The organism is Streptomyces sp. NPDC050636 (assembly GCF_040654775.1).
GTDB lineage: Bacteria > Actinomycetota > Actinomycetes > Streptomycetales > Streptomycetaceae > Streptomyces.
In genome coordinates, this window is sequence record NZ_JBFAIP010000010.1 from 38729 (window position 1) to 65145 (window position 26417).

Consider the following 26417-nt stretch of genomic DNA (forward strand, 5'->3'; position numbering starts at 1 on the left):
GCTCACCGAGGCCTCGTCCACGTAGGTCGGATCACCCCCACGCTGGTGGGGAGAACCAGCTGCGGGCCGGACCCAATCTGACGCCCGGCGGATCACCCCCACGCTGGTGGGGAGAACGTCCGCGTCCGTGACGTACTCGTACACGGTGACGGATCACCCCCACGCTGGTGGGGAGAACCAGATCGCGGACCGCGACGGTGCCGGAGCCGACGGATCACCCCCACGCTGGTGGGGAGAACGTCGAAGTCCAGCGTCAGTCCGATGCTGTCATCGGATCACCCCCACGCTGGTGGGGAGAACGTCGAAGTCCAGCGTCAGTCCGATGCTGTCATCGGATCACCCCCACGCTGGTGGGGAGAACAAGCTCATGGGCGACGGCCGCGTCGCCGACTTCGGATCACCCCCACGCTGGTGGGGAGAACTTGGGCATGCCGAGGTCGTTGCTGTAGATCGGCGGATCACCCCCACGCTGGTGGGGAGAACTCCTACGGGTTGGGTGGTTAGACCTTGGGAACCGGATCACCCCCACGCTGGTGGGGAGAACCTGCGCGAGGGCCACACGCACGTGAACGTCATCGGATCACCCCCACGCTGGTGGGGAGAACCGGCCAGGTCATCGCCGCCACGATCATTCGCGCGGATCACCCCCACGCTGGTGGGGAGAACCGCCTGAGCCAAGCCGCCGCCCTGGTCAGCGACGGATCACCCCCACGCTGGTGGGGAGAACGGCCGGAACTCCGACAACCCTTCGTACGGCCCCGGATCACCCCCACGCTGGTGGGGAGAACCCTCCTCCGGCGTGGAGAAGAAGGTGACCAGACGGATCACCCCCACGCTGGTGGGGAGAACGCCCGGCCGCGCCATGAACAGCCTCTATGGCACGGATCACCCCCACGCTGGTGGGGAGAACACTTCGTGACCTGCAAGTTATCTCTGGCTTTTCTCTCTCTTTGCCATTCCTGCCTGCTGTGGAGCCCCGGTCATCCGCACGAGGGTGAGTCCGTCGAAGTCGGTGGGGACACGGCGACGGGTTCCTGCTGTGCGTATGGCGTAGCCCTGCTCTGTCGGTGCTGGGTGTACGAGGACGGCAGCGCCGTCGCCTACGACGTCCGTGACGGCGTCCCAGAGCTGGTCGCGGACGCGGGCGGAGACGGTGCCGACGAAGATGCCGGGGACGACTTCGGTGGTCCATCGGCTCAGGGCGCCGCGGAGGTGGTTGGGGACGGCGGTGGTGGCGATGACGAGCATGGAGGCCATGTCAGCCTCCGTCCGGCGCGTAGTTCACCCCGGCTGGAAGGACGCCGGTCTTCGGATCCCAGAGGTGGACCAGGTGGACGTCGTGGCGCTCGGGGTGGTCATCGTCGGTGTCGGCATCGGGTGTGAGGAGGGTCTGGATGTCGCGGATGATGCGGGGTAGCAGCCGGATGAGACGGAGCTCCTCGCGGAATTTGCCACGGGCTTCTTGTTCGGGGTTGGCGGATTGGTGGAGGGAGAAGGCGACGGGGAGGGTTGCCTCGGCTTTGTAGAGGTCTGCGATGTCGTAGACGAAGGCGTGCTGTTTGCCGGTGTGGACGAAGCCGAGGGCTGGTGAGCAGCCGATGGCCAGCACAGCGGCGTGGATGATGCCGTAGAGGCTTGTGTTGGCTGCGGACAGGGCGAGGTTGACCGGGTCTTGCTGATGCCACTGGTCGGGGTGATAGTTGCGCCGGAAGCGGCCGATTCCGTGCTGTTGGGCGAGGAGTTTGTAGAGGGCCTTCATGCGCTGGCCTTCCATGCCGCGCAGTTGGGCGAGGGTGGTGCCGTCGGGGACGGAGCCGTCGCCGAAGCGCATCTCGTACATGCGGGTGGCGGTGGCCAGCCGTTGTTGGGGGTCGGACCAGGCGGTCACCTGCTGTTCGAGCCAGTGGGTGGTGAGGGAGTCGGGCAGGATGCCTGCGTAGGCGCGGACGCCGCCTGCGCCGGTGCACACCACGCTGGTGCCGTGGCGGGCGAGGGTGGACAGGGCGCGGGTGGTGATGGATACGCCCGGTCCTAGGAGCAGGCAGGTGAGTGCGGCGGTGGGGATGTAGACGGTGTCGGTGCGGTTTTTGTCGGCTTGGATCTGAGCGCAGACGCCGGTGTCGTCTTGGACGACGCGGACCTTGTCGAGGTAGAGGAAGGACAGTGAGTCCGCGATGCGCGGGAGCATGGCGAGGGTGGGGGCGGCGAGGCGCTTGCGGGCCTCGCCGCCCCCGCCGTGGGGTGCGCTCACGCAGCGGCTGCCGGGGCGAGGCTGAGCAATCCGGCGCCGTAGGGCTTGGCTCGTCCGATACCTGTCAGCACGGCATGTGCGAGGGCATCGGGGTCGGTGACTGTGGCGGTGCCGTCGTAACGCAGCAGTTTGTGCCGCATGCGTGGGGCCCCTTTGCCTCGGGGCTGTACGGATGTGACCGGAGTGGGCAGCAGGGAGTGGATGTGTAGGCCGGCGTCGGTGGCGCGGCGTTTCCACCACTGGTCGGCGTCCGGCCCGGCGAGCGGGACGATCTTGCCGCATTTGTTCTTCTGTTCCGCTGGGGTTCGTTCGCGTTTGGATGGGTTGAGGACGATGCGGTAGCGGACTGCGAGTCCCTTTTTCAGGGCGGTGAACAGCGGGGTCAGGTCTTTGACGTCGATGTGACCGTATCCGTCGGGTAAGCGGGTGGGGTCGAGGGTGTTGGCTTGTACGAGGAGTGTGCTGGCGGTGTCGGACTCGTCGAGGCGGTAGAGCAGTCCGGCCGTCTGACGAGGGCCGTCGCCGAGGCCGTCGGGGACCATCCGCATGAGGGTGCGGTGCATCTGGGTGGCGTCGTGCAGGTCGCGTTGAACGGCGCGGTTGTGGGGGTTGAGTCGGATGCGGGCGATGGCCGCGCGAGGACTCATGCGGGGACCTCCTTCGTGGCGTAGTCGATCAGCTGTCGGTGCAAGGTGTGGGTGCCGGCTGCCAGGGAGGTGGGGAGTCTTTCCACCGAGCGGTACAGGCGGCGCTTGCCGTGGCTCCGGCTGTGTGGAGCGAAGCTGTGCGGAAGGTCGTGGACGGTGAGGGTGTCGGTATCCCGGGCAGGCGGGGCTGGTGCACGCTCCCACAGGAACGTGACCGGGACGGTGCCGTCCTGATGCGCGGACCGTTCCGGATCGGGGCTGAGCGGAACGCGTTGGAGCAGTTCGTCGACCGGGTCGGTCGTGTCGGTGCGCAGCAGGAGGGGCTCGTCGGGGGCGCAGGAACGTCGGCCCAGGTATGGCGCCCAGTGTGGCTGGTGCAAGGCTGTGGCGAGGTCGGCGATGGCGTCGTCGTCGCCGGAGACGGCGACGACGAACACCGCGTCGGCCAGGTAGTGGCGTTGGGTCAGCACTGCGGCGCCCTTGCGGCTGCCGCCGCTGGTGGCGGCGGTTTTCTCTTTGGGCTGGCCGCCTCCGACCGTGTGGTAGTCGACGAGCCGGATGCCGGGCCGGTCGATGCGGACGGTGAACTCCAGCGCGGCATACCGCTGTAGGGCTGCTGTGTTGTGGCGGGCGATGCCTTCGGCGGCCGCGAACATGCCGATGAGTGCGGAGCGGGTGGGGAACGGTGCGGTGTCCCGTTCCGCACTGAACGCCGAGCGTTCTCCCCAGGATTGCAGAGGGCCAGCCAGCCGCAATACGAGCCCGGTCATGCCTGTTCCCCGGAGACGGGCAGGGCCGCGTCCACGGCGGCGTCGATCAGGTCGTAGAAGGAATCGTGGGCCGGGCCGAGGGGGGCCAGGTCCACGGTGTTGTCGGCGAGGGCGGCGTGGCCGTGGAAGGACCGGTGGCGGTTACCGGTAAGGCGGTTGAGGTCGTGTGCGTGTGCGGCAAGGGCCGCGCGTGAGGCACGGGCGAAGCCGTCGTCGCTGTGCTTGACCGGCGTTTCGAAGGCTGCGGCCAGGGAGAGGGGGCGTTGGGTGCGGACGGCGAGGTGGGCGAGGTCGGGGACGGTGTGCGGGGCGGTGCTGTTCTTCTTTGCCTGGGGCAGGGACAGGAGGAAGTGCTCGGCGAAGGAGCCGAGGACGGTGCGCGCCGCCTTGTGGTCGCCGTCGAGGTTGGTGAGCAGGTCGGTGATGTTGACGGTGGCGTAGCGGTAGAAGACGCCGGCGCTGAACTCGCTGGTGTCCAGGTGGCCGCTGCCGGTGTCGGCTTCGCCGAGCCAGTCGTCGACGGCGGTGAAGTAGTCGCGCTGCGGCTCGGCGGCGTGGGTGGTGAAGGCGTGGGCGACCTGGGCGGCGCCGTCGACGTTGGCGCCGGGCAGTTCGGCGAGCATGCGGCCCAGCAGGCTGATGGAGGCGGTGCGGCGCTTGAGGATTTCCTCGATGCGGTCGGCCGGCAGGGTCTGTCCGGGCTTCTTCTTGCCCTTGTTCTTCTCCAGGTGCTCGCGGTGCTCAACGCAGACCGCGACGAGTTCCTCCAGACCGCTTTCCGGCAGGAACAGCAGAACCGAGGTGTGGCCTTCCCTCTCCGTGCCGATGCCCTTCTTTCCGGCGCTCGCGGCGACCTGAACCCCGGCGAACTCGGCCAGTTCGGCAGGCCATCCGGCCCGCTCAAGCGCCTGGCGTACCTTGACGGGCACCAGGCGGGTGCGGGCGGCTTTCTCTCCGAGGTCCTGCTCGACGCCGTGGCGGATCACCCGCTTCCAGGACTGGCTGGAGACCCGGATGCGAGGTGCGTTGCCATAGCGGACGGTCTTGGGCGATCCGAGATCATCCCGGTTGAGGTTGGCGGCCGGCACCGACTGGGTGGCGGACAGGTCCAAGAACAGAGCCATCAGATGTTCTCCTCGTGCAGATCGGTCGTGTCGGTGGCAGGGCTGTCGGCGTCACCGTCGTCGTGGGTGACAGTGCGGAAGTAGCTCTCCAGCCAGCGGGTCGTGATGCGGTCGCGGTCGCGGTCCCACCAAGTGACGTCCTCCAGCAGGACCGCCCAGTCCAGGGCGATGCCGCCGGAGAGCAGGTGCCGGGTCAGCGCGGGCAGTCGGGTATGAAGGGCGTTGCTGCTCTGGCGGCTGAACAGGTGCAGGTCGCCTTCGGCTGAGTCGGGCTTGATGATCCCGGAGTTCGCGGCCTCGGCCAGGCTCGCGCCCAGATTTGGCCGCTTGTGCCACTCGGGCTTGGGTTCCGGCTGGTTGGCCCTGTCTGCATCGGCGTTGCGGGCGGCTCGGGGGCGTGCGGCGATGAGCGCGGCGACCGCGTAGTGGGCACGCTTGGCGTCGCGGTGCTGGCGTTCCGGCAGACGCCGTACGAGGTAGCGGTGCAGGTAGTTGCAGCGTTCGACGGGCAGGCCGAGACCGGTGCGCAGATCGGACTGGACGCGCTTGTTCTGGCATAGCGACAGGACGTAGGCAACGAACGCGTCGGAGGCCCGTGGCCGGACAGGGGCAGCGGCTGGCGGAGCGGAGGTTGAGGTCATGGCACATCCTCGAAAGGCAGGAAGGGGTTATGTAGTGGCGCGCAGGAGCGCGCGCACGGTCGCGCGGGCGCGGGTGCGGGCGCGGGCGACGCGGATGTCGGCACGGTTGGCTTGCCCGATGGCGTCGTCCAGCGCCGTCAGCGCGACCTTCACCAACGACGGCAGCGGGGTGGTGTCGCACCACGCAGGGTCCGCCAGGCGCCAGAATTCCCGCTCGGCTTCGGGCCAGTAGCGGCTCGTCGCCGCCGCAGCCCATGGCCCGTACTTCTTGGCATCCAGCTTGACCTTGTCCGCGGTGGCGGCGCTGGTGTCGGTGGCGAGCTTCCAGGCCAGGCGCGCGGCGTACTCCAGACGCGAGCCGACGTCCTCAGCCGCCTGATGGCAACGGGCCACATGGCGGGCCATCCGCGCATCGGCCTCCTCCTGCCATTGCAGAAGGGGCGGGGTGGTCGCCTCAAACCAGGTCGTGTCCTTCTGCTGGCCGTCCTGGTCGAACCCGTAAGCCCGTACAGACAATTGGGGGCGCAGCCTCGGCGGAAGGCTGTTGAGACTGTGCGGCCTTAGCGACTGGTGGCCGATGTCCTTCAGCAGGAGAGCGTCCACGTCCCGCCACAGCGCCCGCGCTCCGTTCGCACGGCGTGCCTCCAACTGGCCTTCTTTGTCCCGGTCGAGGATGACGTACGGGTCCCGCGCCAGTTGCTTGGGCTCGTGGGTGGACCAGGTGATGTAGGCGTCGATGACTTCGTCACGGTCTGCGGACGGCACCAGCAGCACAGCGTGCCGAAACCGGCCGGTCAGCAATCCTCCCGGCCAGGTCAGCACAGCGGGCGACCCGAGTGGATCTGGCAGATCGGCCGCTTCCCAGGGGCACATGTCCCCCTCGTCCGCCTCCGCGGCATCGTCCGGCATCGGGACGCCCAGCACGAGGCTGGTGAACAGGTCCGGCCCCCACGCGTGATACGAGACCGCTTTGCGCAGCGGGCCCGCATCGCCGTTACCGGGCTTCACCTCGGTGATCCGGCGCGGAGTGCACTGCCCGGCCGGCCCGTAGTACAGCTGGGCGATCAGGTGCCACGCAGCCTCGGCCGCCGGAACCGCCACCGGCTCACTGTCCGTGAAGTGCCCGAAAAGCACGGCCCCGTTTTCCCCGGTGGGGCGTCCGAAGACCAGCTTGTTCACGCCCGACGGATTGGGGTGGTCACGCCTGTCCAGGCACTCCGCGACCAAGCGCGGATCCTGCAAGAAGGGCCGCACCGGATCAAACAGATCGAAGCGGCCCGACGGCACCTCGTCGTCAAAATACGTATCCACTGCCCGGACATCGAACCTGCCCCGGGCCAGGACCTGGTCACGCACCTCCAGCCACGTGACGATCTCTTCCGCCGCATCCTCGTCGTCCAGGCGCACCCCATCCTCGTCCCGGGCGATGCGCGCGGTCATCGCCGCAAGGATGCGCAGCAGCCCAGACGCCGCCGGCGGCACGGGTAACTCCACGTCCACGATCTCGTGCGCCCGATGGAACAGCCCCCGCAGCCCTACGCGAGTGGCCTCACCCGCCGCTAGACGGACCGGGATCCACGGCTCGTCGCGCAGATCGAACCCAACGGCCATACGCCCCCTCCTTTCGTCTGTCCTGGTCGCCTCGCTGCACGACGGCATGACAAAGCCACGGCTTCACGCCCGTGGTGATCAGCGAAGCTCTCGGCACAGTGAAGCAGGCACCACTGACAACGCCGGCCCACACTGGAAAAGTCGAAAACCCTTGCGAAATTGCCGCGTTGAGGCAACGGCTGCTCAGGCATCGCAGCACCTGAAGGCGCACGGGCATCGCCGGCCAGAGCTCAGCTCACCGCCTCACCAGCCCCAAATCCGCATCCAAATACAGACTCTTGCCACCCACTTGGATGGGCTGCACCTGCCCATCAACCAAGGGCTGCCGCAACATCACCAGGTCGCCGAGCAGCGGATGCTCACTCCACTCCTCCGGGACACGGTGAGCCTCCCGTTCCCCCTGAAACCAGTCAGCGTTGACCGGAATGGTGCGCCCCATCACGGCCCGCACGTCCTGGGGAGTAAGCGAACTGTCCAACCCCGGCAACGACCGGGTCCCCTCCGGATCCAGAGTGGTGGTGCCATTGTTGTGCACGTAGACGCACAGCAGGCGCACAGCGTCGGCACCGAGCCGGGTCGCTGCTTCCCACTCCTCCTCAGCGCCGTACAGATGGTGCAGCGTGTGCAGCCCCGGCACACTCCGTGCCCGAGGGATGACGAGGATGTCCCCGACACTTCTCTCTGCCAGATCCCTGCCCCGGTAGGCGGTGTAGGCCGCGGATTTCGTCGGGTCATCCCAGGCGAACTGATCCGCCCGATGGCCGTGCACGTCTTCGACGAGGCCCTGCACGTCCTCCGGGATGGCGATGGGCTCCGCCCCCCGCCGCGCCAGGGCTTCAGAAGTAGCGTGGAGCAGGAACTCCGCATACACCTCGCCCCACTGGCCCGGCACGCCCTGACCGGCAGCCAACGGGTCCAGCACGATCAGCCGAGCGCGTCCCTCCGTCCAGGCCGGCCTGCCTCGGCCGTGCGGGTGCCCGTGCTGGGCCCACCAGGTCTCGTGCCGCCAGCAGCGGCCCGCCCGCTGCATCAGCAGCGCCAGTGGAGCCAGATCGCTGATGATCACATCCGCATCCAGGTCGAGGGACTGTTCGACAACCTGGGTGGCCACCACGATCCGTCGCGCGGGCCGAGGCCCGGAGCGCCCCAGACCGGCTGTGACCGCCTGAGTGCGTTGCTCACGGTCGTCGCCGGGAAACCGGGCGTGCAGCAACTGCACCTCATCCGCACCCTGCCCGCGGGATTCCATGAATGTGCGCAGGCTCTGGTAGGTCTGCTGAGCCTCCGCCACGGTGTTGCACACCACCAGCGCACAACCGCCAGCATCTCCAGCCAGCGGCTCCAACAGCCGCTCAATCACCGCCAGCCGATTCCGCTCACCGCCAGCAGTGCCGTGGACGACCGACTCCACCTGCACAGCAAGTTCCATGCGGCGCGCAGCGGCCTGTTCCTTGTGCCGCACGTCCGAGATCCGAACGCACTCCCCGTCTGCCGCGTCCACATACAGCCAGCCCGGGTACGGGGCCTGGAAAGTACGGTCCTTCAGCTCCCACTTCGGCATCCCGGCGCCCTTCAGATACTCCTTGATCAACCGGTCACTCACCGACGCAGGCAACGTCGCCGACAGCAACACCACCGGCACCCCGTACCACCCCAGCCAGTTCAGCAACCGTCCCAACAGCACCTGCATATAAGGGTCATACGCGTGCGCCTCATCCAGGATGAACGTCTTGCCGGACAACGCCAGCAGACGCAGCGCGTTGTGCCGCACCGGCAGCACCGCCATCAGCGCCTGGTCCACCGTGCCTACCGTGAACTGGGCCAACAGCGGCCGTTTCGAACCACGCAGCCAGCGCCGCGGACGCATATCCACCTCACGCCGCGCCCGGCCATCCCCGCTGTCCTCCTCCCCCTCACACGTCACCACCCGCAACCCGCCTGCCGCGTCTTCCGCATAGGCGCTGTTCAGCCAGGCCATGCTGTGCGTGAGCGTAAGCCCCGCTCCCTCCCCCGCCTGCCGGGCCACAACCCCCGCCACCCGCAGGTACATCTGGTCACTGGTCGCCATCGTCGGCAGCAAGAACGCAAACCCGCGCGTCCCGAACCTGCGGGCCAGCACCCGCTCCGCCTCCAGCGCAGCCTCGCTCTTGCCGTCCCCAGGCGCCGCCGTCACCAGCAGAATGCCGCCCCGCCGCCCCCCACCAACCGAGCCGGCCGACCCGAGCGCGGCGCCGAGTTCCTCTGCCACCGACTGCTGCAGCGGATTGGGCTCCCCCACAATCCCGTAAGCCGCGGAGAAGCCCTTGCGTTCCAGCTCCACCGGCAGTAGACCCGCCTCGCGCACCAGTCCCTCGGCATCCGCACGGGAGCGGTTGAAATGCGCGGTCAGAGACGGGTCCAACTCCCGCTGCCGCACCCGCAGATAGTCCTCCTGGCTGACCAACCAGTCCGCCAGAATCACCACACCGGTCACCAGCACCGCCGCCGGCGCATCCACCCGCTCCGGAGGCACCGGCGCACCCAGCTTCTCGAACACGGCCCCGGCGTGCGCCTCCCTCTGCCTCTCCCAGGTCACACCGCCAAGCAAATCCACATTCGCCGGGTGAAAGTCGACGAACTCATGGAACCGGCCATGGTGCCCGCCGATGATCTCCGCCACCCGCCGCACCGCCCCGTTCACCGAAGCGTCGCCGTCCCTGAAGCCCAAAGCCGCCAGCACTGCGGCCGCGGCATACATCCCCGCCACCTCATGCGGCATCCGCTCCACGCCGATACGCCCGCGATCCCCGCGAAGCGCGGCACTCAACCGCTCACGGGCACGCACATCACACAACTGAAAGCCCGAAAGCTTCCCCACGTCATGTAGCCCAGCACATAACGCGGTCACCGACCGCGCACGAGCCAGGTCACCTGCCATCCCCAAACCCGCCGCGATACAGCCCCGCTGCCCCTCCGAGAGGTACCGGTCCCACAAGAACAACGCCATGGCCGCCGTATCCAGCAGGTGTCGCACCAGCGGATACGGCGGCAACTCCGGATCCAGACCACGCGCCTTCCCCCATGCCGACTCGTCCACTTCCACAGGCTGCCTGCGCATCACGTCAGTCCCTCCCATTTGCGAACACCGCTAGGTGCGGTTATCCCACCACGCACCACTGACACTCCCCGCGGGACGCAGGCGGCCCGCTACAGTCCTCCCGTGCGACTTCAACCGAGCATTCGGGCACACACCGAATCTGCAAGGTCAGGAAGTGTGTTCTCCCCACCAGCGTGGGGGTGATCCGCCAGTTGACGGCCAGGACCCTCCCAGGGGTGCGTTCTCCCCACCGGCGTGGGGGTGTTCCGGTCCTCAGCCGCATCGCGCTGCGCAAGATGCGGTTCTCCCCACCCGCGTGGGGGTGATCCGTTCACGGTGCTGCGGCGCCGCGGCGAATGGACGTGCTCCCCACCGGCGTGTGGGTGATCCGTCGGCCAGATCGGCGGCCTCCTCCATCCACAGTACGAAGGTTGTCCTCCCCACCAGCGTGGGGGTGATCCGGCCAGGCCCGTCGCGAAGGTCCGGAAGAACGGGACCTCCCACCAGCGTGGGGGTGATCCGAAGGCCGGCCTTCCCGACTCCGGCGGCAAGCTGTTCTCCCCACCGGCGTGGGGGTGTTCCGTGGGTGTGGTCGCCGCAGGTCGTGCACGAGCCGTTCTCCCCACCGGCGTGGGGGTGCTCCGTTCAGCGGCCACACGAACGTGTTCGGGTCCTGGTCCTCCCCACCGACGTGGGGGTGATCCGCCGCCGAACTCCCGCTCCCGGTACTTCTCGACGTTCTCTCCACCGACGTCGGGGTGATCCGATGAACGTGCAGACCGACACGAAGGGCGCCGTGTTCTCCCCACCGACGTGGGGGTGTTCCGATCACGGCAGCCGCGTGGTACCAGGAGGTTGTGTTCTCCCCATCGGCGTGGGGGTGTTCCGGCCCAGCTCGCCGCTGCGGCCGAGGAGGAGACGTTCTCCCCACCGGCGTGGGGGTGTTCCGCAGGTGGACGGCGAGCTGGAGCTTGACGACCAGTTCTCCCCACCGGCGTGGGGGTGTTCCGTCCTCGCGTTCGCCGATGGCGGCGAGATCGGCGTTCTCCCCACCGGCGTGGGGGTGATCCGCAGCCTGGGATTTCCCACTTCGGCAGCTTGGCGTTGTCCCCACCGACGTGGGGGGATCCGTTCGTTGGCGACATGGTCAAAACGGGCATGGCGTTCTCCCCACCGACGTGGGAGCGATCCGAACGGCTCCGGCCGCATGGACCCGCCCATCCTGTTCTCCCCACCGGCGTGGGGGTGTTCCGTCGAAGAACCCGTTCGCTGCTGGCCGTCGCGCGTTCTCCCCACCGGCGTGGGGGTGTTCCGCTTGGCGGCCGGGTCAACGCGTGGGACAGGCAGTTCTCCCCACCAGCGTGGGGGTGATCCGCTGGCCGAGGGGCAGCCCGTCCTGGCGTACATGTTCTCCCCACTGGCGTGGGGGTGATCCGAAGGAGAAGCTGTTCGCCGACTGCCGCTCGGGGTTATCCCCACCGGCGTGAGGGTGATCCGCTGATTTCGCTGGACTGACTGGACGGAATTCTGTTCTTCCCACCAGCGTGGGGGTGTTCCGCCGAACCGGACGGCGAGCGCGGTGGCGACCTTGATCTCCACCAGCATGGGGGGTTCCGCAGCACGCCGGGTCCTTCCCCCACCTCCCGGCGTTCTCCCCACCAGCGTGGGGGTGTTCCGCTGGCGCCCGGTCAACAGCCGTTGGCGTATCTGTTCTCCCTACCGGCGTGGGGGTGTTCCGATCGGCAAGGGGCGCATCACCCACACCGTGGAGTTCTCCCCACCAGCGTGGGGGTGATCCGGTTTAGGGAACCTTTAATCGGCGGGGCCCCTCGTTTTCCCCACCAGCGTGGGGGTGTTCCGACGATCGCGTACTGCTTGAGGAACGTGCCGTCGTTCTCCCCACCGGCGTGGGGGTGTTCCGTCTGGCGGTTGAAGGTGGACGCCAGCGTGCCCGTTCTCCCCACCGGCGTGAGGGTACTCCGTAGGACGCGACGGATCTCTCCGCTCTCTTCGTTCCCCCACCGGCGTGGGGGTATTCCGTCGATGTCGTGCTCGCGTGAGTGCCACGCCCAGTTCCCCACCGGCGTGGGGGTGTTCCGGTGACCGGAGAGCCACAGCGATGGGCCGCCGGGTTCTCCCCACCGGCGTGGGGGTGTTCCGACCTTCAGCTTTCGCCGCGGTACAGGTGGCCGTTCTCCCCACCAGCGTGGGGGTGATCCGGCTGCGGCGGCCTGGATGCGGTCGTGCCACGCGTTCTCCCCACCCGCGTGGGGGTGTTCCGAAGACCCGGTGCGGCTGCCGCGGTCCTGCCGCATTCTCCCCACCGGCGTGGGGGTATTCCGCAGGGCACGGTCTTGGCGGGTGTGGTTGAGGGGTTCTCCCACCGGCGTGGGAATGTTCCGCCGGGCATCGGCTGGCTGGCCGCCACCGTCGAGTTCTCCCCACCAGCATGGGGGTGTTCCGCGCGGCTGGTTCTACCACCCGCCTACCCGGCGGTTCTACCCACCAGCGTGGGGGTGTTCCGTCATCCGCCGTGCTCGCTACGACGAGCTGGTCGTTCTCCCCACCAGCGTGGGGGTGTTCCGCTCCGCCCGGCGAGTTGTGCCATGGTCCTCGGGTTCTCCCCACCAGCGGGGTGATCCGCGACGACCTTGCTTACCTCCGTGCTCAGGCGAGGTTCTCCCCACCGGCGTAGGAGTGTTCCGCAGCAGCGTCGCCCGCGCATCCTGACGGAAGAGTTTTTCCCACCGGCGTGGGGGTGTTCCGACGGCAAAGACCCCGGCCCGACCTTGACGGCCGTTCTCCCCACCGGCGTGGGGGTGTTCCGGCGGTAACCAGGGCGAGGAGGGTCTGGGCGATGTTCTCCCCACCGGCGTGGGGGTGATCCGCTGATCCGCACCTGGCACGTGGCCGAGGCCCTGTCCCCACCTACGTGGGGGGTGATCCGTGGTGGAGGTCGCCGCAGGGGAGCCAGGTCACGTTCTCCCCACCGGTGTAGGGGTGTTCCGGTCATTCTCGGCGTGATCGCTGCTGTTGTGCTGTTCTCCTCACCGACGCAGGTCGCTCTGCCGCTTCGTCGCCAGGTGGGCTGGAACCACGGACTACAGTCGGGCCCCGTTTGCGGACCTGTGGGCGTGCTCAACTGGATCTTCCTTGATGTCCGTAAACTCGGCCTTGGGGACCACGCCCCGTTCTTCCTCCTCGTGGACCGCGCCACCACTCGGTGAGTGCGCGACCGCACCTTGCACCACCAGGAGAAGCGGCGTTGATCCAGCCGTACACCACCTCCGTCACGGTGACCGCTGACCGGGACTGGCTCGCCTCCCGGCACGGCACCGACTCCACGGAGACCATCACTCTCGACCTGACCAAGCTCGCCAAGGGCACTCACTACGTCGAGCCGTCCGCGGGCCAGCCGCACGGTTACGTCCGCTCTGGTGTCCCGGTCGGCCGCATCACCGCCTCCGGCCTCTACGGCCCGTACGACCCTGTGGCAAAGGACGGCCGTGAGACCCTCGCTGGCCTCGTATACGCCGAAGCGGCGTTCACGCCCGGCACCACCAAGGTCCCTGCGGCGCTGTTCTGGCACGGCACCGTGAAGACCGCGAAGATCCCCGGCGGCATCGACCCCGCGACGATTGCCTTCAACGCCTCCAGTGCACAGATCCGCTTCCTCGGGGCGGTGAGCGCATGAGTGTCGCCGACCTCCTCAAGGGTGTCTCCGTCGCTGACCTGACGGTCTACGCCCGCTCCATCCCGACCCCTGCGGACTTCCTCCTCACCCAGTCGGTATTCGGCGAGACGCAGGTGAAGGACGTGAAGTGGCGGGTGCGGCAGAGCAAGCGGCGCGTCAACACCGCCTCGTACCGCGCGTACGACGCGTCCGTGCCGTTCGCGAAGCGGCAGGCCGAGTCCACGCAGACCGAGGGAACCCTTCCGGCGCTGGGCCAGAAGCTCCTGATCGGCGAGATGGAGCAGCTGCTCCTCGATGCTTCCCGTGGTGCGGACGATGACCGCCTGGTGGAGCTGCTGTACGACGACGTGGAGCGGCACGTCGAGGCGATCCGCTCCCGTCTGGAGCTCGCTGCCGGTGATGTGCTGCTGGATGGCAAGTTCAGCCTGGCTGGCGAGAACGGTCTGACCGTCGAGGTCGACTACGGTGTACCCCAGGCCAACATGCCGACCGCTCCGAAGCCGTGGAGCGCACCCGACGCCGATCCGATCGCGGATGAGCTGCGGTGGATCGATTACCTCGACTCGATCGGCGCTCCCGCGCCGGAGATGGTGCTCACCTCTCGTAAGGCGTGGTCGCATCTGGCCAGCAACCAGTCCTACCGGGCGGCTTACTACGGCACGCCGGCTGGCGGACAGACCCCGACTGCGACGCTGAACCCGGAACAGATCAACTCCGTGCGCGGCACGTACGGTCTGCCGCCCGTCACGTTCTACAAGGCTCAGGTCTGGCAGGACGACGTCTCGAAGCGTGTCCTGCCGGATGACCGGTGGATCATGCTTCCGCCGGACCGAGCGAAGTGGGGCCAGACCCAGTACGGCACGACGACCGAGTCCCTGGCTCTGTCGCGCGGTACGAACCCGCAGATCGAGCGTGAGGACGCTCCGGGCATCGTCATCACCCGCGATATCGAAGACGACCCGGTGCAGATCTGGACCAAGGGCGCCGCGATGGCAATGCCGGTCCTGTACTCGCCGGACTGCCACATCACCGCCACCGTCCTGTAGCGCCGCCATGGATTCCCCTGGCGTCCTGGCAGCCGCCGTCCACGTCCTCGACCCGGTCGAACGCATCCCCGTGGTGTTGCTCGTCGGCGAGCAGGTCACGGATCCAGCGATCGCCGAGCAGATCACCAACTCGCGTTGCTGGGAGGGCGGACAGTCGCCCGCCCAGGAGTCAGCCCCCAGTAAGTCCGCCCGGAAGGCGAAGCCCGCCTAGGGCCGACCCGCGCGGCGGGGAGGAGCCGAACCCGCGCTCCTCCCCGCCGCCTCTTTGACCAGGAACTGCGTGAACATCGACGTACTGCGATGGCTTCAAGCCCAGCTCGGACCCGACACCGACGCCGAAGACCTCACGGCCCGGTACGAGCGTCTGCACTCGGCGAAGGCCGTCGCCCTCGAAGTCCTGTACGAGCGGGTCGCCGCGCTCGTCGCCGAACCGCTGAAGGTCACCGTCAATGGCGTCGCCACCATCGACAACTCCGCCAACGTCGCCGCCCTCGAACGCCGTGCCGCGCAGATCGCCGACGAGACCGCGCCCGACGATCCGCCCGCCACGGGCCACGACCTCCTCACCACCGTCCAGCTCTGCGCTCGGCGGCGACGGTGAGAACACATCCTTCCCCTGGCAAAGACTGTGATCACGCGAACTCGGTGAGCGGTTCTGTGACGGCTTCCCGCCACCGATCGCGGTGGCCGCTGGCGTGGAGTCGGTAGTAGAGCGTCTCCCTCCGCTCGTCGTCAGCCGTACCGGCGTGGTCGCCAATGTTGTGGGCGAGGAGGTAGTGAGCGAACAGCACGCTGCCGGCCTTGCCGACTGCGTGCACCGGGTCGCCGAGTTCGATCCGCGGGTACGGGCCAGGGGCCATTTCATCGATCCGCTTGAGAGCATCGGCGCCGCGTTCGGCGAGGTACTGCCCGAACCGCAGGTGTGTGCCCGGCCAGAGCCACAGATTGCCGCGATGCGGCTGGCTGTGGTCGGTCAGCCACACCCCGGCCAGCAGAGAGAAAGTGCCGGGACGGCCGTCGGGCTCGGTTGGTGTCAGCCCGTCGACGTGCGGATGGCCGGGCTGCTGGGGCCACGGCGGGATTGTCGTCGCCACCTGCGCACCTTCCGGCTCCTGAACGGTGAGGTCCGCACGCAGCAGCTGTGCGGCCAGGTCCTCGATTCCCACCTCACGAAAGAAGTCCAGCAGGGGATGGCCTTGCTGTCCGAAGCGCCGGAACATGAAGTGCGGTCCGGTGTGACCGTCAGCTGGAGGCTGCTTTGCCAGCATCGCGGTAACCAGCTTGTGCCCTACAGCGACCTGCTCGGAGCTCAGGACCTCGGGGATCACCACGAAGCCCTGCTGGCGGAACGTCGTCCTCATGCCATCGGTGATGGTCGACATGTCCTTGAGTGCACCAACCAGATGCTGACGTCAGCAACCGGATTACTGGGTTGGCACACGCAGGCCTGAACGTGCGCTGGCCCAGGCCCCAAAACGTGTGGCAGCGACAGGGGCAACGGCCCAGGATAGCGACATGATTCAGATTCGCACCGCTTCTTCAGACGACGTTGCCCAGCTCGCAACCCTCAACTACATCGTTCATGACCTGCACAAACGACACCGTCCCGACCTGTTCCTCGACTCCCCGGAGCTGGATGCCGTTGAGGCCACCTTCCGAGCTCAGATAGCCGATCCATCAATCACCGTGCTCCTCGCCGACGGGACGGAAGGCAAAGCCCTCGGATACGCCCTCGCTCGAGTCAAAAACCGGCCCGGCAGTGCTCTGACGCACTCAGACGTCATCTTGTCTCTGGATCAAATCGCCGTAGTCCCCGATGCTGCCCGCAGTGGTGTCGGCGCGGCACTGCTCGAAGCCGTACGTGAGGTGGGACGCGCGGCAGGCTGCCGACGCCTCGTCACGGACGTCTGGTACTTCAAGGAGGGCGCTCGTGCGTTTTACCAAGCTGCAGGCTTCCGTCCAATGAACGTGCTCCTGGATCAGCAGCTCTGACTTCGAAGCTTGCCCAGCCCGCCCCAGGACCGGGCAACAGCAACCGAGCGAGTGGACCTTGCCAGAACCGATCGACCGACAACACGAGTTCAAATTCAGTAGCGGGCCCACGACATCGACGGCGAACTCGGCGCCGCGAATTGGGGGTCGAGTGGCTGGAGAATCCGGGCAGTTCGACTCGCGCGCCCTGACCAGGCTGAAGGACTTATCGGGCCGGCTCAACGCACATCGCACCGTCCTGCACGCAAGTTTCGCGAACGCCTGAACGCGCTGCCGACTGGCGTTTGGCGGTCTACCGAAAGTTGCCGTGCGATCAGCTGTGGAGATGGAAAGCAGCAGGCACCTCTACACTTTGAGCCATGGCACAGAAGATTGTCACCATCTACACAGACGACCTCACGGGCGAAGAGTCTTCAGAGGCGGCGACGCACACCATTGCTCTCGATGGCGTGACGTACGAGATCGACCTCGGGCCGGACAGCTACGACAAGCTGCTTGAGGCGGTTGGCCCCTTCCTGAAGGCCGGCCGCAAGAGCGGAAGGGTTCGTAAGCCCCGGAAGGCAGCTGCCGGTGGTGACGACACCTCGGCGATTAGGGCATGGGCGAAGGAGAACGGCTACCAGGTCAATGATCGCGGTCGCGTTCCGGCTGACATTCGCGAGGCATACCAGCAGGCTCGCTAATCTACCCAAATAAGGACGAAAGCCCATCATAGTAGTGTCCGGGACTGGCGCGGTGGCTGAAGCTCCGTTTCCAGGCCCCGACCCTACTGAGTGGAATTTCCTTTTCGCCAAGACAGCAGTGGCTGTTGCCGCTCAACGCCTCTGATGAGTCATGAGCTCCTCGTCCACGACGTCCAAGAGTGAACGCAGTGACCGGTTGTCCGTGTACAGCTCCCTGTCCCACTCGGACAACGCCTCTTCGAACACGTCGAGGTAGAAACGGATGGCGGCTGTGATACCGCCGGGGGTGTACGGAGTAGGGGCGGCAGCAAGAGGTGAGGCCCACGCATTCCAGCGGCTATTGCCGAAGCGGTGGTGGTTCGTTGCGATGTCGCGGTCACGCAGGAGCATGGCGGCGACCAGGACGTGGCGAGCGAGTTGTAGCGTCATGTGGGCGCCGATCAGAACATCTTGACGTGCCGCTTTGATTGCCGCGAGAACGGCGTCGAAGCGGAACTCGTTGATCAGGTCGGTCACGGCGCTCGCCGGATCTTCGCACACCCGTGGGTGGAGCCGATTGGTGCCGCGCTGCCGGTGGGATCTACAGCGGTGATGTCGAGCCGGCGGAGGTCAGACAAGACGAGTCGGAGGGTGTAGCGGGCGGAGTTCCCACTGCGGCTGGCGGCGAATACAGGCGAGTAGTGGGCGCTGATCTCGCGGGCGAAGTCCTCCGCGACGGCAATCGGCTCGTCGGTGGTGATTGACAGGTCGAGGTCGGACCACTGGTCGATGCGAGGCCGGTCACCGCCTGCGGAACCGTGGGGCCGCAGTTCCCGGATGCGGCTGTCGCGGGAAGCGATCTCCTCCAGCTCAGGAACTATCTGCAACTGCCAGTCCCTACCTGGGTATCCGTCGCCCGTCGTACGTGTTGTTGCCACGGGCAGCAGGTTCGCACAGCCCGACGAAGGGCGTGGCAATCAGTCCTCCCCCCGCTGCTCGATCCGTCATCCTGACCAGGCAACACCCTGAACAAGCTGGCCCCTGCAACCTGGAGATCGGTGGAAGCCCGGGTCGGGATTCAATATGGGCGCGAGTATTCGTCTGGGCTGGCAGGATCATGCGCTATGCCACCCCACCCGCTGCTGGATGCTGAAACCGTCGATGCGTTGGAGCCCTATCTGGAAGAGGTAGGCACCGTCTTCCATGCCTTCCGGGAGCAGGACTCCGGCTGTGTGTCTTACGGGGTCGCCATCGGTGGCGAGCGGTGGTTCGTGAAGGGCGCGACCGAGTCGGAAGCGACAACCTCGCTGCGCCGCGCCGTAAAGGTCCATGCCGCCGTCCAGCATCCGGTGATCGTGCCCCTGCAACACTCCTTCGACATCGCCGGTGGACTGGCTCTCGTCTATCCATGGGTGGACGGCACAGTCCTGTACCACCCCACCGTCTCCCGCCACGGCGGCCGCACTGCTCCCGACAGTCCGATGGCCCAGTTCCGCAGACTCCCGGTACCGGTCATCCTCCGGGTCCTAGAGCAGGTCCTCGATGCTCACCTGGCCGTCGAGGCGGCCGGGCTCATCGCTGTCGACTTCTACGACGGCTGCCTGCTGTACGACTTCGAATCCGACCACATGGCGCTGTGTGACTTGGACGAATATCGGCCGGGCCCGTTCATTCTGGAGGCTGATCGGCTTCCGGGGTCGAGGCGCTTCATGGCCCCTGAGGAGTTCACCAGGGGCTCGACCATCGATATCCGAACGACCGTGTTCGTGCTCGGCCGGGCGCTGCGTCTGCTGCTGGATGCAGGCGATGACGAGCAGGAATGGCGCGGTTCGTCGCCACAGCTGGAGATCATCGAGTGTGCCACTGCCAGCGATCCTGCTTGCCGGTTCGCCTCGCTTGAGGCTCTAGTGCAGGCATGGCGTGGCGCCAGCAGTGTGCGCAGTTGATCTCTCTACTGTCGTGGTGAGAAGAAGCAGCGCCTTGTCTGTCATTCGCGCCTGCGCGAGCGGTCGCGAGCGATGCGATCAACGGTCACAGGAGGCAACGGACAACAGCTCGCCCGCATAGGGGTGCAGTTGACCATGGGCAGGCCAGCGCACATCCACAGCCTGTGGACGGTTTCAGTGACCGGTCGTTGCGTACGAACGGTGAGACGTGTGTACGACGGCTCGCCCGAGTGACTGAAGAAACCACATGCGTGACGCGTTCTGGATGCCGATAGTGGCTGCATGGATCCGGTTCCCCGCGATTTCTGGCCCGGCTGCCGCTGTACCCGACTGAGCAGTATCGGCTCGAACGCCAGGATGGCCGCTATTAGCCCGAGGAGCTCGCCATCCGACGCGGTTCGGGCAAGTGAATCTTCGAACCGAACAGATGCCGGTTGAGTGCTACGACGTTGTGTTGGCAGGTTCCGGGGGTGGTGCTGTCTTCAGGCCGCGACGAACACCGCGAGGTCAGCACCGCGAGAGGGCCGCCGGTGCAGAGCCACGAGGCTGGTGATGGATGCTGGGCCGCAGCATCGGTCCGGTGAGCTCTGGCGGAGCTTGCAGGCCGTCCAGCAGTCGAATGATCTTGTCGATGTTGGTCAGCTTGCGGGCTCCGGACTCGAGCATCGACAGGAAGGCTTGGCTCAAGCCGGTGATCGCGGCGATGTCGTCTTGGCGGACCCCACCGTGCTGTCTGATCAACTGGCACATGCACCCGAATTCGCGGTTGATCAAGGCCTGCCGGACATCAGGTAACTGCCAGATGTCCATGGGGACTCTCCGCGCGGTCGGCCAGTTGTCGCGGCTACAACCGGAACACACTTCTTCCCTGTTGTACCGACTGAGGCGGCATCCACAGAGGCTACAGAGCCGGGTGCCGTCGGCTGGTGTGGGAGTGCTTCTCGCGGCGCTCGCGACGATGTGCTCCGCGCCCGACGGCGATAGGGCAGCATCTGACAAGCGTCGAGACGAGTAGTCACTGCCACCCATCCCATCCGTGCGTGCGTTCGGGCAGCTCTTGGATGCGTCGCCCCAGGTCTTCGCACCGGGGAGCGCCGCACTCAATCCCTGATCGGGCATCCGTTCCCTCCGTTACTCGGTGATGCCCTCACCCTGGCGCCAGTCAAGACGAAGGGCCCGGACAGACTGTCCGGGTCCAATTCCTCCCGTTTTGGGCCTTATCGATGGAACATCACGAGATGGCCCTGCTGGCCTCATCCAGTACGGCTTCCCACGGGTACCGGCGTCCCGGCATCCCAGCCCGCGGCTCGGCGAGCGGCCATACCTCGTCTCCGTAGATCAACCGCACCCCTGAATCGTGAAGGGCTTTGATGTGTCCCGCCCATGCGGGGTGGCGAGTATGCGCGGCGTTCACCCGGGGCCAGACGACTACCGGGAGGTCCAGTGTCCCGATGGCTTCGTTGACCTGTGTCAACGCCTGGTTGTCTGAGATCCCCAGGGCGAGTTTGGCGACGGTGTTGGCACTCGCCGGGGCGACGACGTAGCAGTCCACTGGCGGATGGGGCCGGGAGTCACCCGGCAGGCGTGATTCGGCCCGCACGGGGAGGCCGGTCAGCCCTTCGAGCTCCGTGGTCTCTCCGCTCTCGCGGAGCCAATGACCTGCGGTTGGTGTGAGCGTGACCGCGACCGTCCAGCCCTGTTCGAGCGCCGGGACCACGAGCCCTGTACGCAGTTCCTCGATCCCGCCGGCGCTCGATCCGACGACACCCAGCACCTTGCCCTGCATCGAACTCACTGCACCGCCCTGCATCGTTGGGCCATGGCCAGCAGCTCGGACGAGTGGCTGCCACCCGTGACCGGGGACTGCTTCCTCAGGTCGCGAAGGGTCTCGCGTACGCGTGGATTGTTCCGCACGAGCTGCGGCGAGGTGCGTTCGGCCTCCCGCAGTTCGCTGAAGGACTCGTCGACGCGACCCCTGAGGCAGAGGCCGCGGGCGTAGTCGATGCGGTGGGACACGGCGCGTTCCGCCGGCATGTGGGAGACGTCGATGACGCCATGCTCGACGACGTACGGGATGTTCTCCAGGTCAAGCTCGATCGACAGGCGGTGCAGCTCGACGTTCGTCGGACCGAAGCAGGTCTGCCAGTGGTTCTCGTCGGAACCGAGCCGGTCGGCGAGTCGCTGCGCCTTCTCCAGCAGGGAGTTGGCGGTGGGGCGATCCTGGTGACGTGCGGCGGCCACAGCGGCTCGCAGATGAATCATGCCAAGCAGGCTCAAGGCGGCCGGGTCGTCGTCGGGAACCTGACTGGCGAGCCAGACCGCTGCGGTATCGCCGAGTTCGAGGGCGTCCTCGTAGCGCCCGTTGGCCAGCAGTGCGTGCGTACCGGAGCGGGCGGCGGAGACGAGCGACAGCGGGTCCTCGGATTCGTCGGCGGCGCGCATGGCACGCTCGGCCGCGAGCCACGACAGGTCGGACTCGCCGACCTTGGCGAGGGTGGTCGCCGCCAGATGATGCGTACGAGCCGAAACGGCGAGACCGCGTTTCCGCTGATCGCCAGGCGGAAAGTCTTCCAGCTCCTGGGCGGTCCTGACCAGACCGGGCAGGGCGGCAATGACGTCGCCAAGAACGCCGGCCTGGTAGTCGCCCCAGCTGCGCTCGACGAAGACCTGCGCCTGGTCCGGCCGCGGGAACTGCCGCTCCGCCGTGGGACCGAACAGCAGCTTGGAGAGCCGCCGAGGGCTCATCAGCGCGTCACGGACGGCCGGCACGTCGTCCATGTGCTTTTCCTCGTCCTCCAGGAGGACGGGCTGACCCATCAAGTCGCCGAGCGGGACACGCAGTACACGGGCGAGCTCGGCGAGCTTGTCGACCCTGGGCGGCTTCCGCACGCCTCGCTCGATCTTCGACAGCCAGTCGGTGCTGTGCCCGACGAGACCGGCGAGGACAGGCTGCGTATAGCCCCGGCGCTCGCGGTAGAACGCGATCCGCTCTCCGATGCTGAGGTGATCTCCAAGACCACGCATGCGCGCTGCCTCCCCCACTTTGGGTCCGTCATTCACGGTAGCGGCCTAGCAGGCCGCGAGATCAGGGAGCGATTCGGGCTGCGGGTGCTGTGCTCAACATCCACTGTCGGGACTGGAACGGGCCGGACACTTTGTCCGGCTACATCCACGAGTCCACGAGGCGCCAGAGCATTGCACGTCCGCCATCACAGCCCACGCTCGATGCCCTGGGGAACTGCTTGCGTGGCGGCGTAGCGCAGTGGAAGTCTCCGAGCCGAGCCCAACGCCAGATTATGACGTGCGCACAGACGTACTGATCACCGAGGAGTTCCATGAACTTGCTGCCAACCTCCACGAGCACCAACATCGAGGAGCAGCAGCCGAGCGTGGCTGTCCTGCCCGTCGGATCGTTCGAGCAGCACGGCCGCTACCTGCCATTGATCACGCCAGCGCATGACGAGTACGCGAGCAGCCGTCGTGCGAGCATCTCGACGGGCCGCTCGGGTACGAGACGCCCGACAGGGCTACTGGGCGTGTCCTGATGGGTGGAGCATACGACTGATGCGTCAGGCTTTGATGCTATGACGCTCTTCTACGTAGTGCAGCACGCTGAGAAGGTGCAACAGCCTGGCGATCAACAGCTCACCGCACTCGGCCGGCTGCAGGCTACTCGGACTGCTCAATGGCTCAGGCCTCTTGGTCTGCGTTCGGTGGTGAGCAGTCCCTTGCGGCGCGCTCGGGAGACGGCAGAGGCAATCGTCGCCGAGACTGGGCTCGAACTCCAAGTGGACGCCCGACTGCGGGAACGGGCGAACTGGGAGGAGGGCCAGCCGTTCGAGGAGTTCATCGCCGACTGGGCCAAGTCCGTACGAGACCGCGACTACGTCCCACGGACTGGCGTCTCCTCACGTGAGGCCGGCGCGCAGTTCCGCGCGTTTCTCCTCGACTACGCCTCCAAGCCGGGGCCGATCGCAGTGACCACTCATGGTGGAGTCACTGTGGACCTGTTGCGGACGCTGCTCGGCGATCAGGCAGTGACGTCGGAGTTGCTGGACGAGGGGGTTCCCTCCTGCGCGATCACCACGCTCGATGGCCTGACCGTTATCGACATCGCGTCCACGAATCATCTCGAGTAGTAGGGCTCTCTGTGGCCACGGGATGCGGCGCATCGATGTCCGCCGTATCCCGTGTTGGCCTGGGCTGAGTGCGTCACTCGCGCCCGCTGGCGCACCGTGGCAGCGCCGTAAGACCGGCCGCCTGAGACAGCTCGCCCATGAGGCGCTAGCCGACGGACGCTCGCCGCCGACAAGACGGCCCAGATCCGCCAAGTTCCCTTCACTGCCGCCACGTTCATAACGTCGCTACTCAGCCCTTCGATGAGCGACTGGCACAGGCAGGTCATGGACATATCACAACGGTAATGTGCTCGACTCGCCCCGATGAGTCACGCTTGGCATCCGATCGGTGACAGCTCATAGGTATCCCGTCGTCGTCACAAGGGTGGGCTCATGCAGAAGGCAGTCGGGGCGATGAAGCGGCTTGTAGCGAAGTGGAGCGCGTCCTTCGACGCACACCGCCAACTCGGCAAGGAACCGGTTCTTCCGCTGTCCGTGGAGTGGGCCTGTGAGCCCACCTGGGAGCCTTGGACCGCAGCCCGACAGATCGAGACTGTCCCGTTCGCACGCAGGCCAATCCACGATGTAGCGCAAGGCCCCATCTCCACAACCAGTTACCCGCTGGCATGAGCAGGGCCATGAACATTCTCGGAGTCTCTGCGTACTTCCACGACAGTGCCGCCTGCCTGATCCGTGACGGTGAAATCGTCGCCGCGGCCCAGGAGGAAGCCTTCACTCGGCGCAAGCACGACCAGTCCTTCCCCGCGCAGGCCGCGAAGTGGTGCCTTCAGTCGGCCAGCATTGATTGGGACGATATCGACTGGTTCGCCTACTACGAATTGCCCTTGCTCAAGATCCGTCGGGTGTTGGCGTCAGCCGCAGCAACCGGTGAACAGGATCTGATTCGGGAAACGGAACTATGGACACAGCTCAACACCAGGAGCAGGCGTGACGTCGGGGCAATGTTCCCTCCAGGCCGGCACCATGGCCGTGTGCTCGCGGTAGAGCATCACCTGTCGCATGCAGCCTCTGCGTTCTTCCCGAGCCCTTTCGAAGAGGCCGCGGTCGTGACCATCGACGGCGTCGGGGAGTACACAACGACATCGGTCAGTCTCGGAAAGGGGCACACTCTCACTCCCCTGCGAAGGCAGGAATTCCCTCACTCTCTGGGGCTGTTCTATTCAGCCTTCACTCACTACTGCGGATTCCGTGTGAACAGCGGCGAGTATAAGCTCATGGGCCTCGCCCCTTACGGGACGCCGCACTACAGCCCATTGATCGAAGACCGGATCATCCGGATCTCCCAGGACGGTTCATTCCGGCTGAACATGGACTACTTCGGCTTCCTGGCCCCTTCCTCCCAGCGGCTGTCAGCCGATCGGCTTGAGGACCTACTGGGTCGCCCCCGCCGATCTGCAGAGGCCGACATCGACGAGTTCTATGCCGATGTCGCAGCATCGGCGCAGGCCACTTTTGAGAAGGCAGTCGTCCGAATCGCTCGCCACGCACGATCTCTAACAGGGGCAAGGAACCTGTGCCTAGCTGGCGGTGGTGCGCTCAACTGCGTTGCAAACAGCAAGATCCAAGCCGAAAGCGGCTTTGAAGGGGTCTGGGTCCAGCCCGCGGCAAGTGACGCCGGCGGATCTCTCGGTGCCGCTTCGTACGTTTGGCACCAGCGGCTGTCGAACCCACGCTGCCCCGAGGGGAAGGACGCCATGCATGGGTCGCTCCTCGGCCCATCATTCGACAACGGGACTATCCGCAGCTACCTCGACAGCATTGGCGCCCGGTACTGCCAAGTCGATCACGAGGAACTGGTCCGTACTGCAGCCGAGCTGCTTGCCGCGGGGAAGATCGTCGCATGGTTCCAAGGCAGGCAGGAGTTCGGCCCCCGGGCGCTCGGCAGTCGGTCCATCCTCGGGGATCCGAGATCACCCGGTCTGCAGCGGCATCTGAATTTGGCAGTCAAGAACCGGGAATCGTTCCGGCCATTCGCACCTGCGATCCCGCTTGAGGATGCGAAGGACTACTTCGAGCCTCCTACCGACTCGCCCTACATGCTGTTCGTAGCGCCAGTCAGGAAGAATCTTCGGGTGCCAGCGTCCAGTACGGACAGCGGCATGAGGCCGGAGGAGCGTGTCGGGCAGGTCCGCAGTGTCCTTCCGGCCATCACTCATGTTGACCATTCTGCGCGTCTTCAGACAGTCGACCGCGAAACCCATCCGCTGTTCTGGAATCTGCTTCGCGCATTCGGCTCCATGACAGGAACTCCCGTGCTTGTGAACACATCGTTCAACGTGAGGGGTGAACCCATAGTCTGCACTCCCGAAGATGCCGTGAAGACGTTTCTCCGCACTGAGATTGACTATCTATGCCTGGGGGACAACATTCTCGACCGCCGGGAGCAGTCTGCGGTAAGCATAACCATCCCCCCTGTCACGGACCTGGATTGAGGGGCTGGGCATGAGACCTCTCGATGTGTACTATCATGCGCTTTCGCTCGTAGCGCCCCGAACTCCTATGGCGCGCTCAAGAATACTGAATCACGCCCTGCACGGATTTCCTTATACTCGCCTCAGGAAGCCACGCCTCGGAATGTTCCAGCCGGACTCCCTGCTTGGCTGGTCACACGTGGCGGGGGCTACGGCCGTCCATCCCTCGTTTGAGTTTCGTGCGCGATACACGATCGACGGTTCCGGTAGGCGCAACACTGGCTATTCCGGGGGAACCTCGGAGGTAGCGATCCTGGGCTGCTCCTGGGCCTTTGGGCATGGAGTCAACGAGAACGAGACCTTCGCTGCTCGACTGCACAGGGTAGAGGGAATACCCGTTCACAATT

The 26417-nt window shown here is 66.4% G+C and carries 24 protein-coding genes and 1 CRISPR repeat array (1 of these 25 cut by a window edge); of the genes, 10 read left to right on the plus strand and 14 right to left on the minus strand.

Annotation, left to right across the window (positions count from 1 at the left end; translation table 11 throughout):
- A CRISPR array of direct repeats spans positions 1-910; the repeat unit is 25 nt; unit sequence CGGATCACCCCCACGCTGGTGGGGA; it begins 4544 nt to the left of the window's first position.
- A gap of 17 nt (positions 911-927) precedes the next feature.
- The 8 genes from cas2e to cas3 form a co-directional block, all read right to left on the minus strand.
- Positions 928-1257 (minus strand): type I-E CRISPR-associated endoribonuclease Cas2e, encoded by a 330-nt coding sequence (cas2e, locus tag AB0I10_RS12105; protein ID WP_363152300.1) that lies wholly within the window; start codon positions 1255-1257, stop codon positions 928-930.
- 1 nt (position 1258) lies between these two features.
- Entirely contained in the window at positions 1259-2188 is a 930-nt protein-coding gene (gene cas1e / locus AB0I10_RS12110; RefSeq protein WP_363152405.1) for a type I-E CRISPR-associated endonuclease Cas1e, read from the minus strand.
- A gap of 59 nt (positions 2189-2247) precedes the next feature.
- A complete protein-coding gene (locus AB0I10_RS12115) occupies positions 2248-2898 on the minus strand; it encodes a type I-E CRISPR-associated protein Cas6/Cse3/CasE (protein WP_363152301.1) in 651 nt (216 codons plus the stop codon).
- The gene (cas5e, locus tag AB0I10_RS12120) at positions 2895-3668 is read right to left on the minus strand and encodes a type I-E CRISPR-associated protein Cas5/CasD (RefSeq protein WP_363152302.1); all 774 of its coding nucleotides are present in this window, start codon (positions 3666-3668) and stop codon (positions 2895-2897) included. Before cas5e ends, AB0I10_RS12115 begins: the two co-directional genes overlap by 4 nt.
- On the minus strand, positions 3665-4792 hold the full coding sequence (gene cas7e / locus AB0I10_RS12125) for a type I-E CRISPR-associated protein Cas7/Cse4/CasC (protein ID WP_363152303.1): 1128 nt from the start codon (positions 4790-4792) through the stop codon (positions 3665-3667). The genes cas5e and cas7e overlap by 4 nt, the downstream gene beginning before the upstream one ends.
- Positions 4792-5433: a type I-E CRISPR-associated protein Cse2/CasB gene (gene casB, locus AB0I10_RS12130; protein ID WP_363152304.1), complete on the minus strand. Its 642-nt coding sequence runs from the start codon at positions 5431-5433 to the stop codon at positions 4792-4794. The genes cas7e and casB overlap by 1 nt, the downstream gene beginning before the upstream one ends.
- 27 nt (positions 5434-5460) lie before the next feature.
- Positions 5461-7044 carry a type I-E CRISPR-associated protein Cse1/CasA gene (casA, locus tag AB0I10_RS12135; protein WP_363152305.1) on the minus strand — a complete coding sequence of 528 codons (1584 nt, stop codon included), beginning with the start codon at positions 7042-7044 and terminating at the stop codon, positions 5461-5463.
- Positions 7045-7279: 235 nt separating this feature from the next.
- Positions 7280-10120, minus strand: a complete 2841-nt coding sequence (cas3, locus tag AB0I10_RS12140; protein ID WP_363152306.1) for a CRISPR-associated helicase Cas3' — start codon at positions 10118-10120, stop codon at positions 7280-7282.
- Between the two features lie 3265 nt (positions 10121-13385).
- Between cas3 and AB0I10_RS12145 the strand changes: the two genes are divergently transcribed.
- From AB0I10_RS12145 to AB0I10_RS12160, 4 genes are all read left to right on the plus strand, one after another.
- Positions 13386-13814 carry a head decoration protein gene (locus tag AB0I10_RS12145; protein WP_363152307.1) on the plus strand — a complete coding sequence of 143 codons (429 nt, stop codon included), beginning with the start codon at positions 13386-13388 and terminating at the stop codon, positions 13812-13814.
- The gene (locus AB0I10_RS12150; RefSeq protein WP_363152309.1) at positions 13811-14860 is read left to right on the plus strand and encodes a major capsid protein; all 1050 of its coding nucleotides are present in this window, start codon (positions 13811-13813) and stop codon (positions 14858-14860) included. The genes AB0I10_RS12145 and AB0I10_RS12150 overlap by 4 nt, the downstream gene beginning before the upstream one ends.
- Positions 14861-14867: 7 nt before the next feature.
- Positions 14868-15071, plus strand: coding sequence for a hypothetical protein (locus AB0I10_RS12155; RefSeq protein ID WP_363152310.1), 204 nt, complete (start codon positions 14868-14870; stop codon positions 15069-15071).
- Between the two features lie 69 nt (positions 15072-15140).
- Positions 15141-15461, plus strand: coding sequence for a hypothetical protein (locus tag AB0I10_RS12160; RefSeq protein ID WP_363152311.1), 321 nt, complete (start codon positions 15141-15143; stop codon positions 15459-15461).
- A 31-nt stretch (positions 15462-15492) separates the two neighbouring features.
- On the opposite strand, the gene AB0I10_RS12165 is transcribed toward AB0I10_RS12160, so the two are convergent.
- Complete coding sequence (locus AB0I10_RS12165) at positions 15493-16242, minus strand: phytanoyl-CoA dioxygenase family protein (protein WP_363152312.1); 750 nt, start codon at positions 16240-16242, stop codon at positions 15493-15495.
- 133 nt (positions 16243-16375) lie between these two features.
- On the opposite strand from AB0I10_RS12165, the gene AB0I10_RS12170 reads away from it, so the two are divergent.
- Together AB0I10_RS12170 and AB0I10_RS12175 are read left to right on the plus strand one after the other, a co-directional pair.
- Positions 16376-16852 (plus strand): GNAT family N-acetyltransferase, encoded by a 477-nt coding sequence (locus AB0I10_RS12170; RefSeq protein WP_363152313.1) that lies wholly within the window; start codon positions 16376-16378, stop codon positions 16850-16852.
- 359 nt (positions 16853-17211) lie between these two features.
- Complete coding sequence (locus AB0I10_RS12175) at positions 17212-17535, plus strand: Lsr2 family protein (RefSeq protein WP_363152314.1); 324 nt, start codon at positions 17212-17214, stop codon at positions 17533-17535.
- A gap of 132 nt (positions 17536-17667) precedes the next feature.
- On the opposite strand, the gene AB0I10_RS12180 is transcribed toward AB0I10_RS12175, so the two are convergent.
- Complete coding sequence (locus AB0I10_RS12180; RefSeq protein ID WP_363152315.1) at positions 17668-18051, minus strand: hypothetical protein; 384 nt, start codon at positions 18049-18051, stop codon at positions 17668-17670.
- Positions 18048-18401: a hypothetical protein gene (locus tag AB0I10_RS12185; RefSeq protein WP_363152316.1), complete on the minus strand. Its 354-nt coding sequence runs from the start codon at positions 18399-18401 to the stop codon at positions 18048-18050. The genes AB0I10_RS12180 and AB0I10_RS12185 overlap by 4 nt, the downstream gene beginning before the upstream one ends.
- Before the next feature lie 237 nt (positions 18402-18638).
- Here AB0I10_RS12185 and AB0I10_RS12190 point away from each other — a divergent pair, with 237 nt between their 5' ends.
- On the plus strand, positions 18639-19460 hold the full coding sequence (locus AB0I10_RS12190) for a serine/threonine protein kinase (RefSeq protein ID WP_363152317.1): 822 nt from the start codon (positions 18639-18641) through the stop codon (positions 19458-19460).
- Positions 19461-19967: 507 nt separating this feature from the next.
- On the opposite strand, the gene AB0I10_RS12195 is transcribed toward AB0I10_RS12190, so the two are convergent.
- From AB0I10_RS12195 to AB0I10_RS12205, 3 genes are all read right to left on the minus strand, one after another.
- The gene (locus AB0I10_RS12195) at positions 19968-20270 is read right to left on the minus strand and encodes a helix-turn-helix transcriptional regulator (protein ID WP_363152318.1); all 303 of its coding nucleotides are present in this window, start codon (positions 20268-20270) and stop codon (positions 19968-19970) included.
- A 421-nt stretch (positions 20271-20691) separates the two neighbouring features.
- Positions 20692-21246: a flavoprotein gene (locus tag AB0I10_RS12200; protein WP_363152406.1), complete on the minus strand. Its 555-nt coding sequence runs from the start codon at positions 21244-21246 to the stop codon at positions 20692-20694.
- 5 nt (positions 21247-21251) lie between these two features.
- Complete coding sequence (locus tag AB0I10_RS12205) at positions 21252-22484, minus strand: helix-turn-helix domain-containing protein (RefSeq protein ID WP_363152319.1); 1233 nt, start codon at positions 22482-22484, stop codon at positions 21252-21254.
- Between the two features lie 311 nt (positions 22485-22795).
- On the opposite strand from AB0I10_RS12205, the gene AB0I10_RS12210 reads away from it, so the two are divergent.
- The 3 genes from AB0I10_RS12210 to AB0I10_RS12220 all read left to right on the plus strand — a co-directional run bounded on the left by AB0I10_RS12210 (position 22796) and on the right by AB0I10_RS12220 (position 26031).
- The gene (locus AB0I10_RS12210) at positions 22796-23005 is read left to right on the plus strand and encodes a creatininase family protein (RefSeq protein ID WP_363152320.1); all 210 of its coding nucleotides are present in this window, start codon (positions 22796-22798) and stop codon (positions 23003-23005) included.
- Between the two features lie 39 nt (positions 23006-23044).
- A complete protein-coding gene (locus tag AB0I10_RS12215) occupies positions 23045-23599 on the plus strand; it encodes a histidine phosphatase family protein (protein WP_363152321.1) in 555 nt (184 codons plus the stop codon).
- A 617-nt stretch (positions 23600-24216) separates the two neighbouring features.
- The gene (locus AB0I10_RS12220; protein WP_363152323.1) at positions 24217-26031 is read left to right on the plus strand and encodes a carbamoyltransferase; all 1815 of its coding nucleotides are present in this window, start codon (positions 24217-24219) and stop codon (positions 26029-26031) included.
- The last annotated feature ends 386 nt before the right edge of the window (positions 26032-26417 follow it).

What these genes read in the sequence shown, in the direction of transcription:
- AB0I10_RS12205 (WP_363152319.1), bottom strand. Translation starts at nt 22,484, where the DNA reads ATGCGTGGTCTTGGAGATCACCTCAGCATCGGAGAGCGGATCGCGTTC.
- cas2e (WP_363152300.1), bottom strand. Translation starts at nt 1,257, where the DNA reads ATGGCCTCCATGCTCGTCATCGCCACCACCGCCGTCCCCAACCACCTC.
- cas1e (WP_363152405.1), bottom strand. Translation starts at nt 2,188, where the DNA reads ATGCTCCCGCGCATCGCGGACTCACTGTCCTTCCTCTACCTCGACAAG.
- AB0I10_RS12170 (WP_363152313.1), top strand. Translation starts at nt 16,376, where the DNA reads ATGATTCAGATTCGCACCGCTTCTTCAGACGACGTTGCCCAGCTCGCA.
- AB0I10_RS12210 (WP_363152320.1), top strand. Translation starts at nt 22,796, where the DNA reads ATGAACTTGCTGCCAACCTCCACGAGCACCAACATCGAGGAGCAGCAG.
- AB0I10_RS12195 (WP_363152318.1), bottom strand. Translation starts at nt 20,270, where the DNA reads ATGGACATCTGGCAGTTACCTGATGTCCGGCAGGCCTTGATCAACCGC.
- cas7e (WP_363152303.1), bottom strand. Translation starts at nt 4,792, where the DNA reads ATGGCTCTGTTCTTGGACCTGTCCGCCACCCAGTCGGTGCCGGCCGCC.
- casA (WP_363152305.1), bottom strand. Translation starts at nt 7,044, where the DNA reads ATGGCCGTTGGGTTCGATCTGCGCGACGAGCCGTGGATCCCGGTCCGT.
- AB0I10_RS12200 (WP_363152406.1), bottom strand. Translation starts at nt 21,246, where the DNA reads ATGCAGGGCAAGGTGCTGGGTGTCGTCGGATCGAGCGCCGGCGGGATC.
- casB (WP_363152304.1), bottom strand. Translation starts at nt 5,433, where the DNA reads ATGACCTCAACCTCCGCTCCGCCAGCCGCTGCCCCTGTCCGGCCACGG.
- AB0I10_RS12155 (WP_363152310.1), top strand. Translation starts at nt 14,868, where the DNA reads ATGGATTCCCCTGGCGTCCTGGCAGCCGCCGTCCACGTCCTCGACCCG.
- AB0I10_RS12150 (WP_363152309.1), top strand. Translation starts at nt 13,811, where the DNA reads ATGAGTGTCGCCGACCTCCTCAAGGGTGTCTCCGTCGCTGACCTGACG.
- AB0I10_RS12165 (WP_363152312.1), bottom strand. Translation starts at nt 16,242, where the DNA reads ATGTCGACCATCACCGATGGCATGAGGACGACGTTCCGCCAGCAGGGC.
- AB0I10_RS12190 (WP_363152317.1), top strand. Translation starts at nt 18,639, where the DNA reads ATGCCACCCCACCCGCTGCTGGATGCTGAAACCGTCGATGCGTTGGAG.
- cas5e (WP_363152302.1), bottom strand. Translation starts at nt 3,668, where the DNA reads ATGACCGGGCTCGTATTGCGGCTGGCTGGCCCTCTGCAATCCTGGGGA.
- AB0I10_RS12115 (WP_363152301.1), bottom strand. Translation starts at nt 2,898, where the DNA reads ATGAGTCCTCGCGCGGCCATCGCCCGCATCCGACTCAACCCCCACAAC.
- AB0I10_RS12215 (WP_363152321.1), top strand. Translation starts at nt 23,045, where the DNA reads ATGACGCTCTTCTACGTAGTGCAGCACGCTGAGAAGGTGCAACAGCCT.
- AB0I10_RS12175 (WP_363152314.1), top strand. Translation starts at nt 17,212, where the DNA reads ATGGCACAGAAGATTGTCACCATCTACACAGACGACCTCACGGGCGAA.
- AB0I10_RS12220 (WP_363152323.1), top strand. Translation starts at nt 24,217, where the DNA reads ATGAACATTCTCGGAGTCTCTGCGTACTTCCACGACAGTGCCGCCTGC.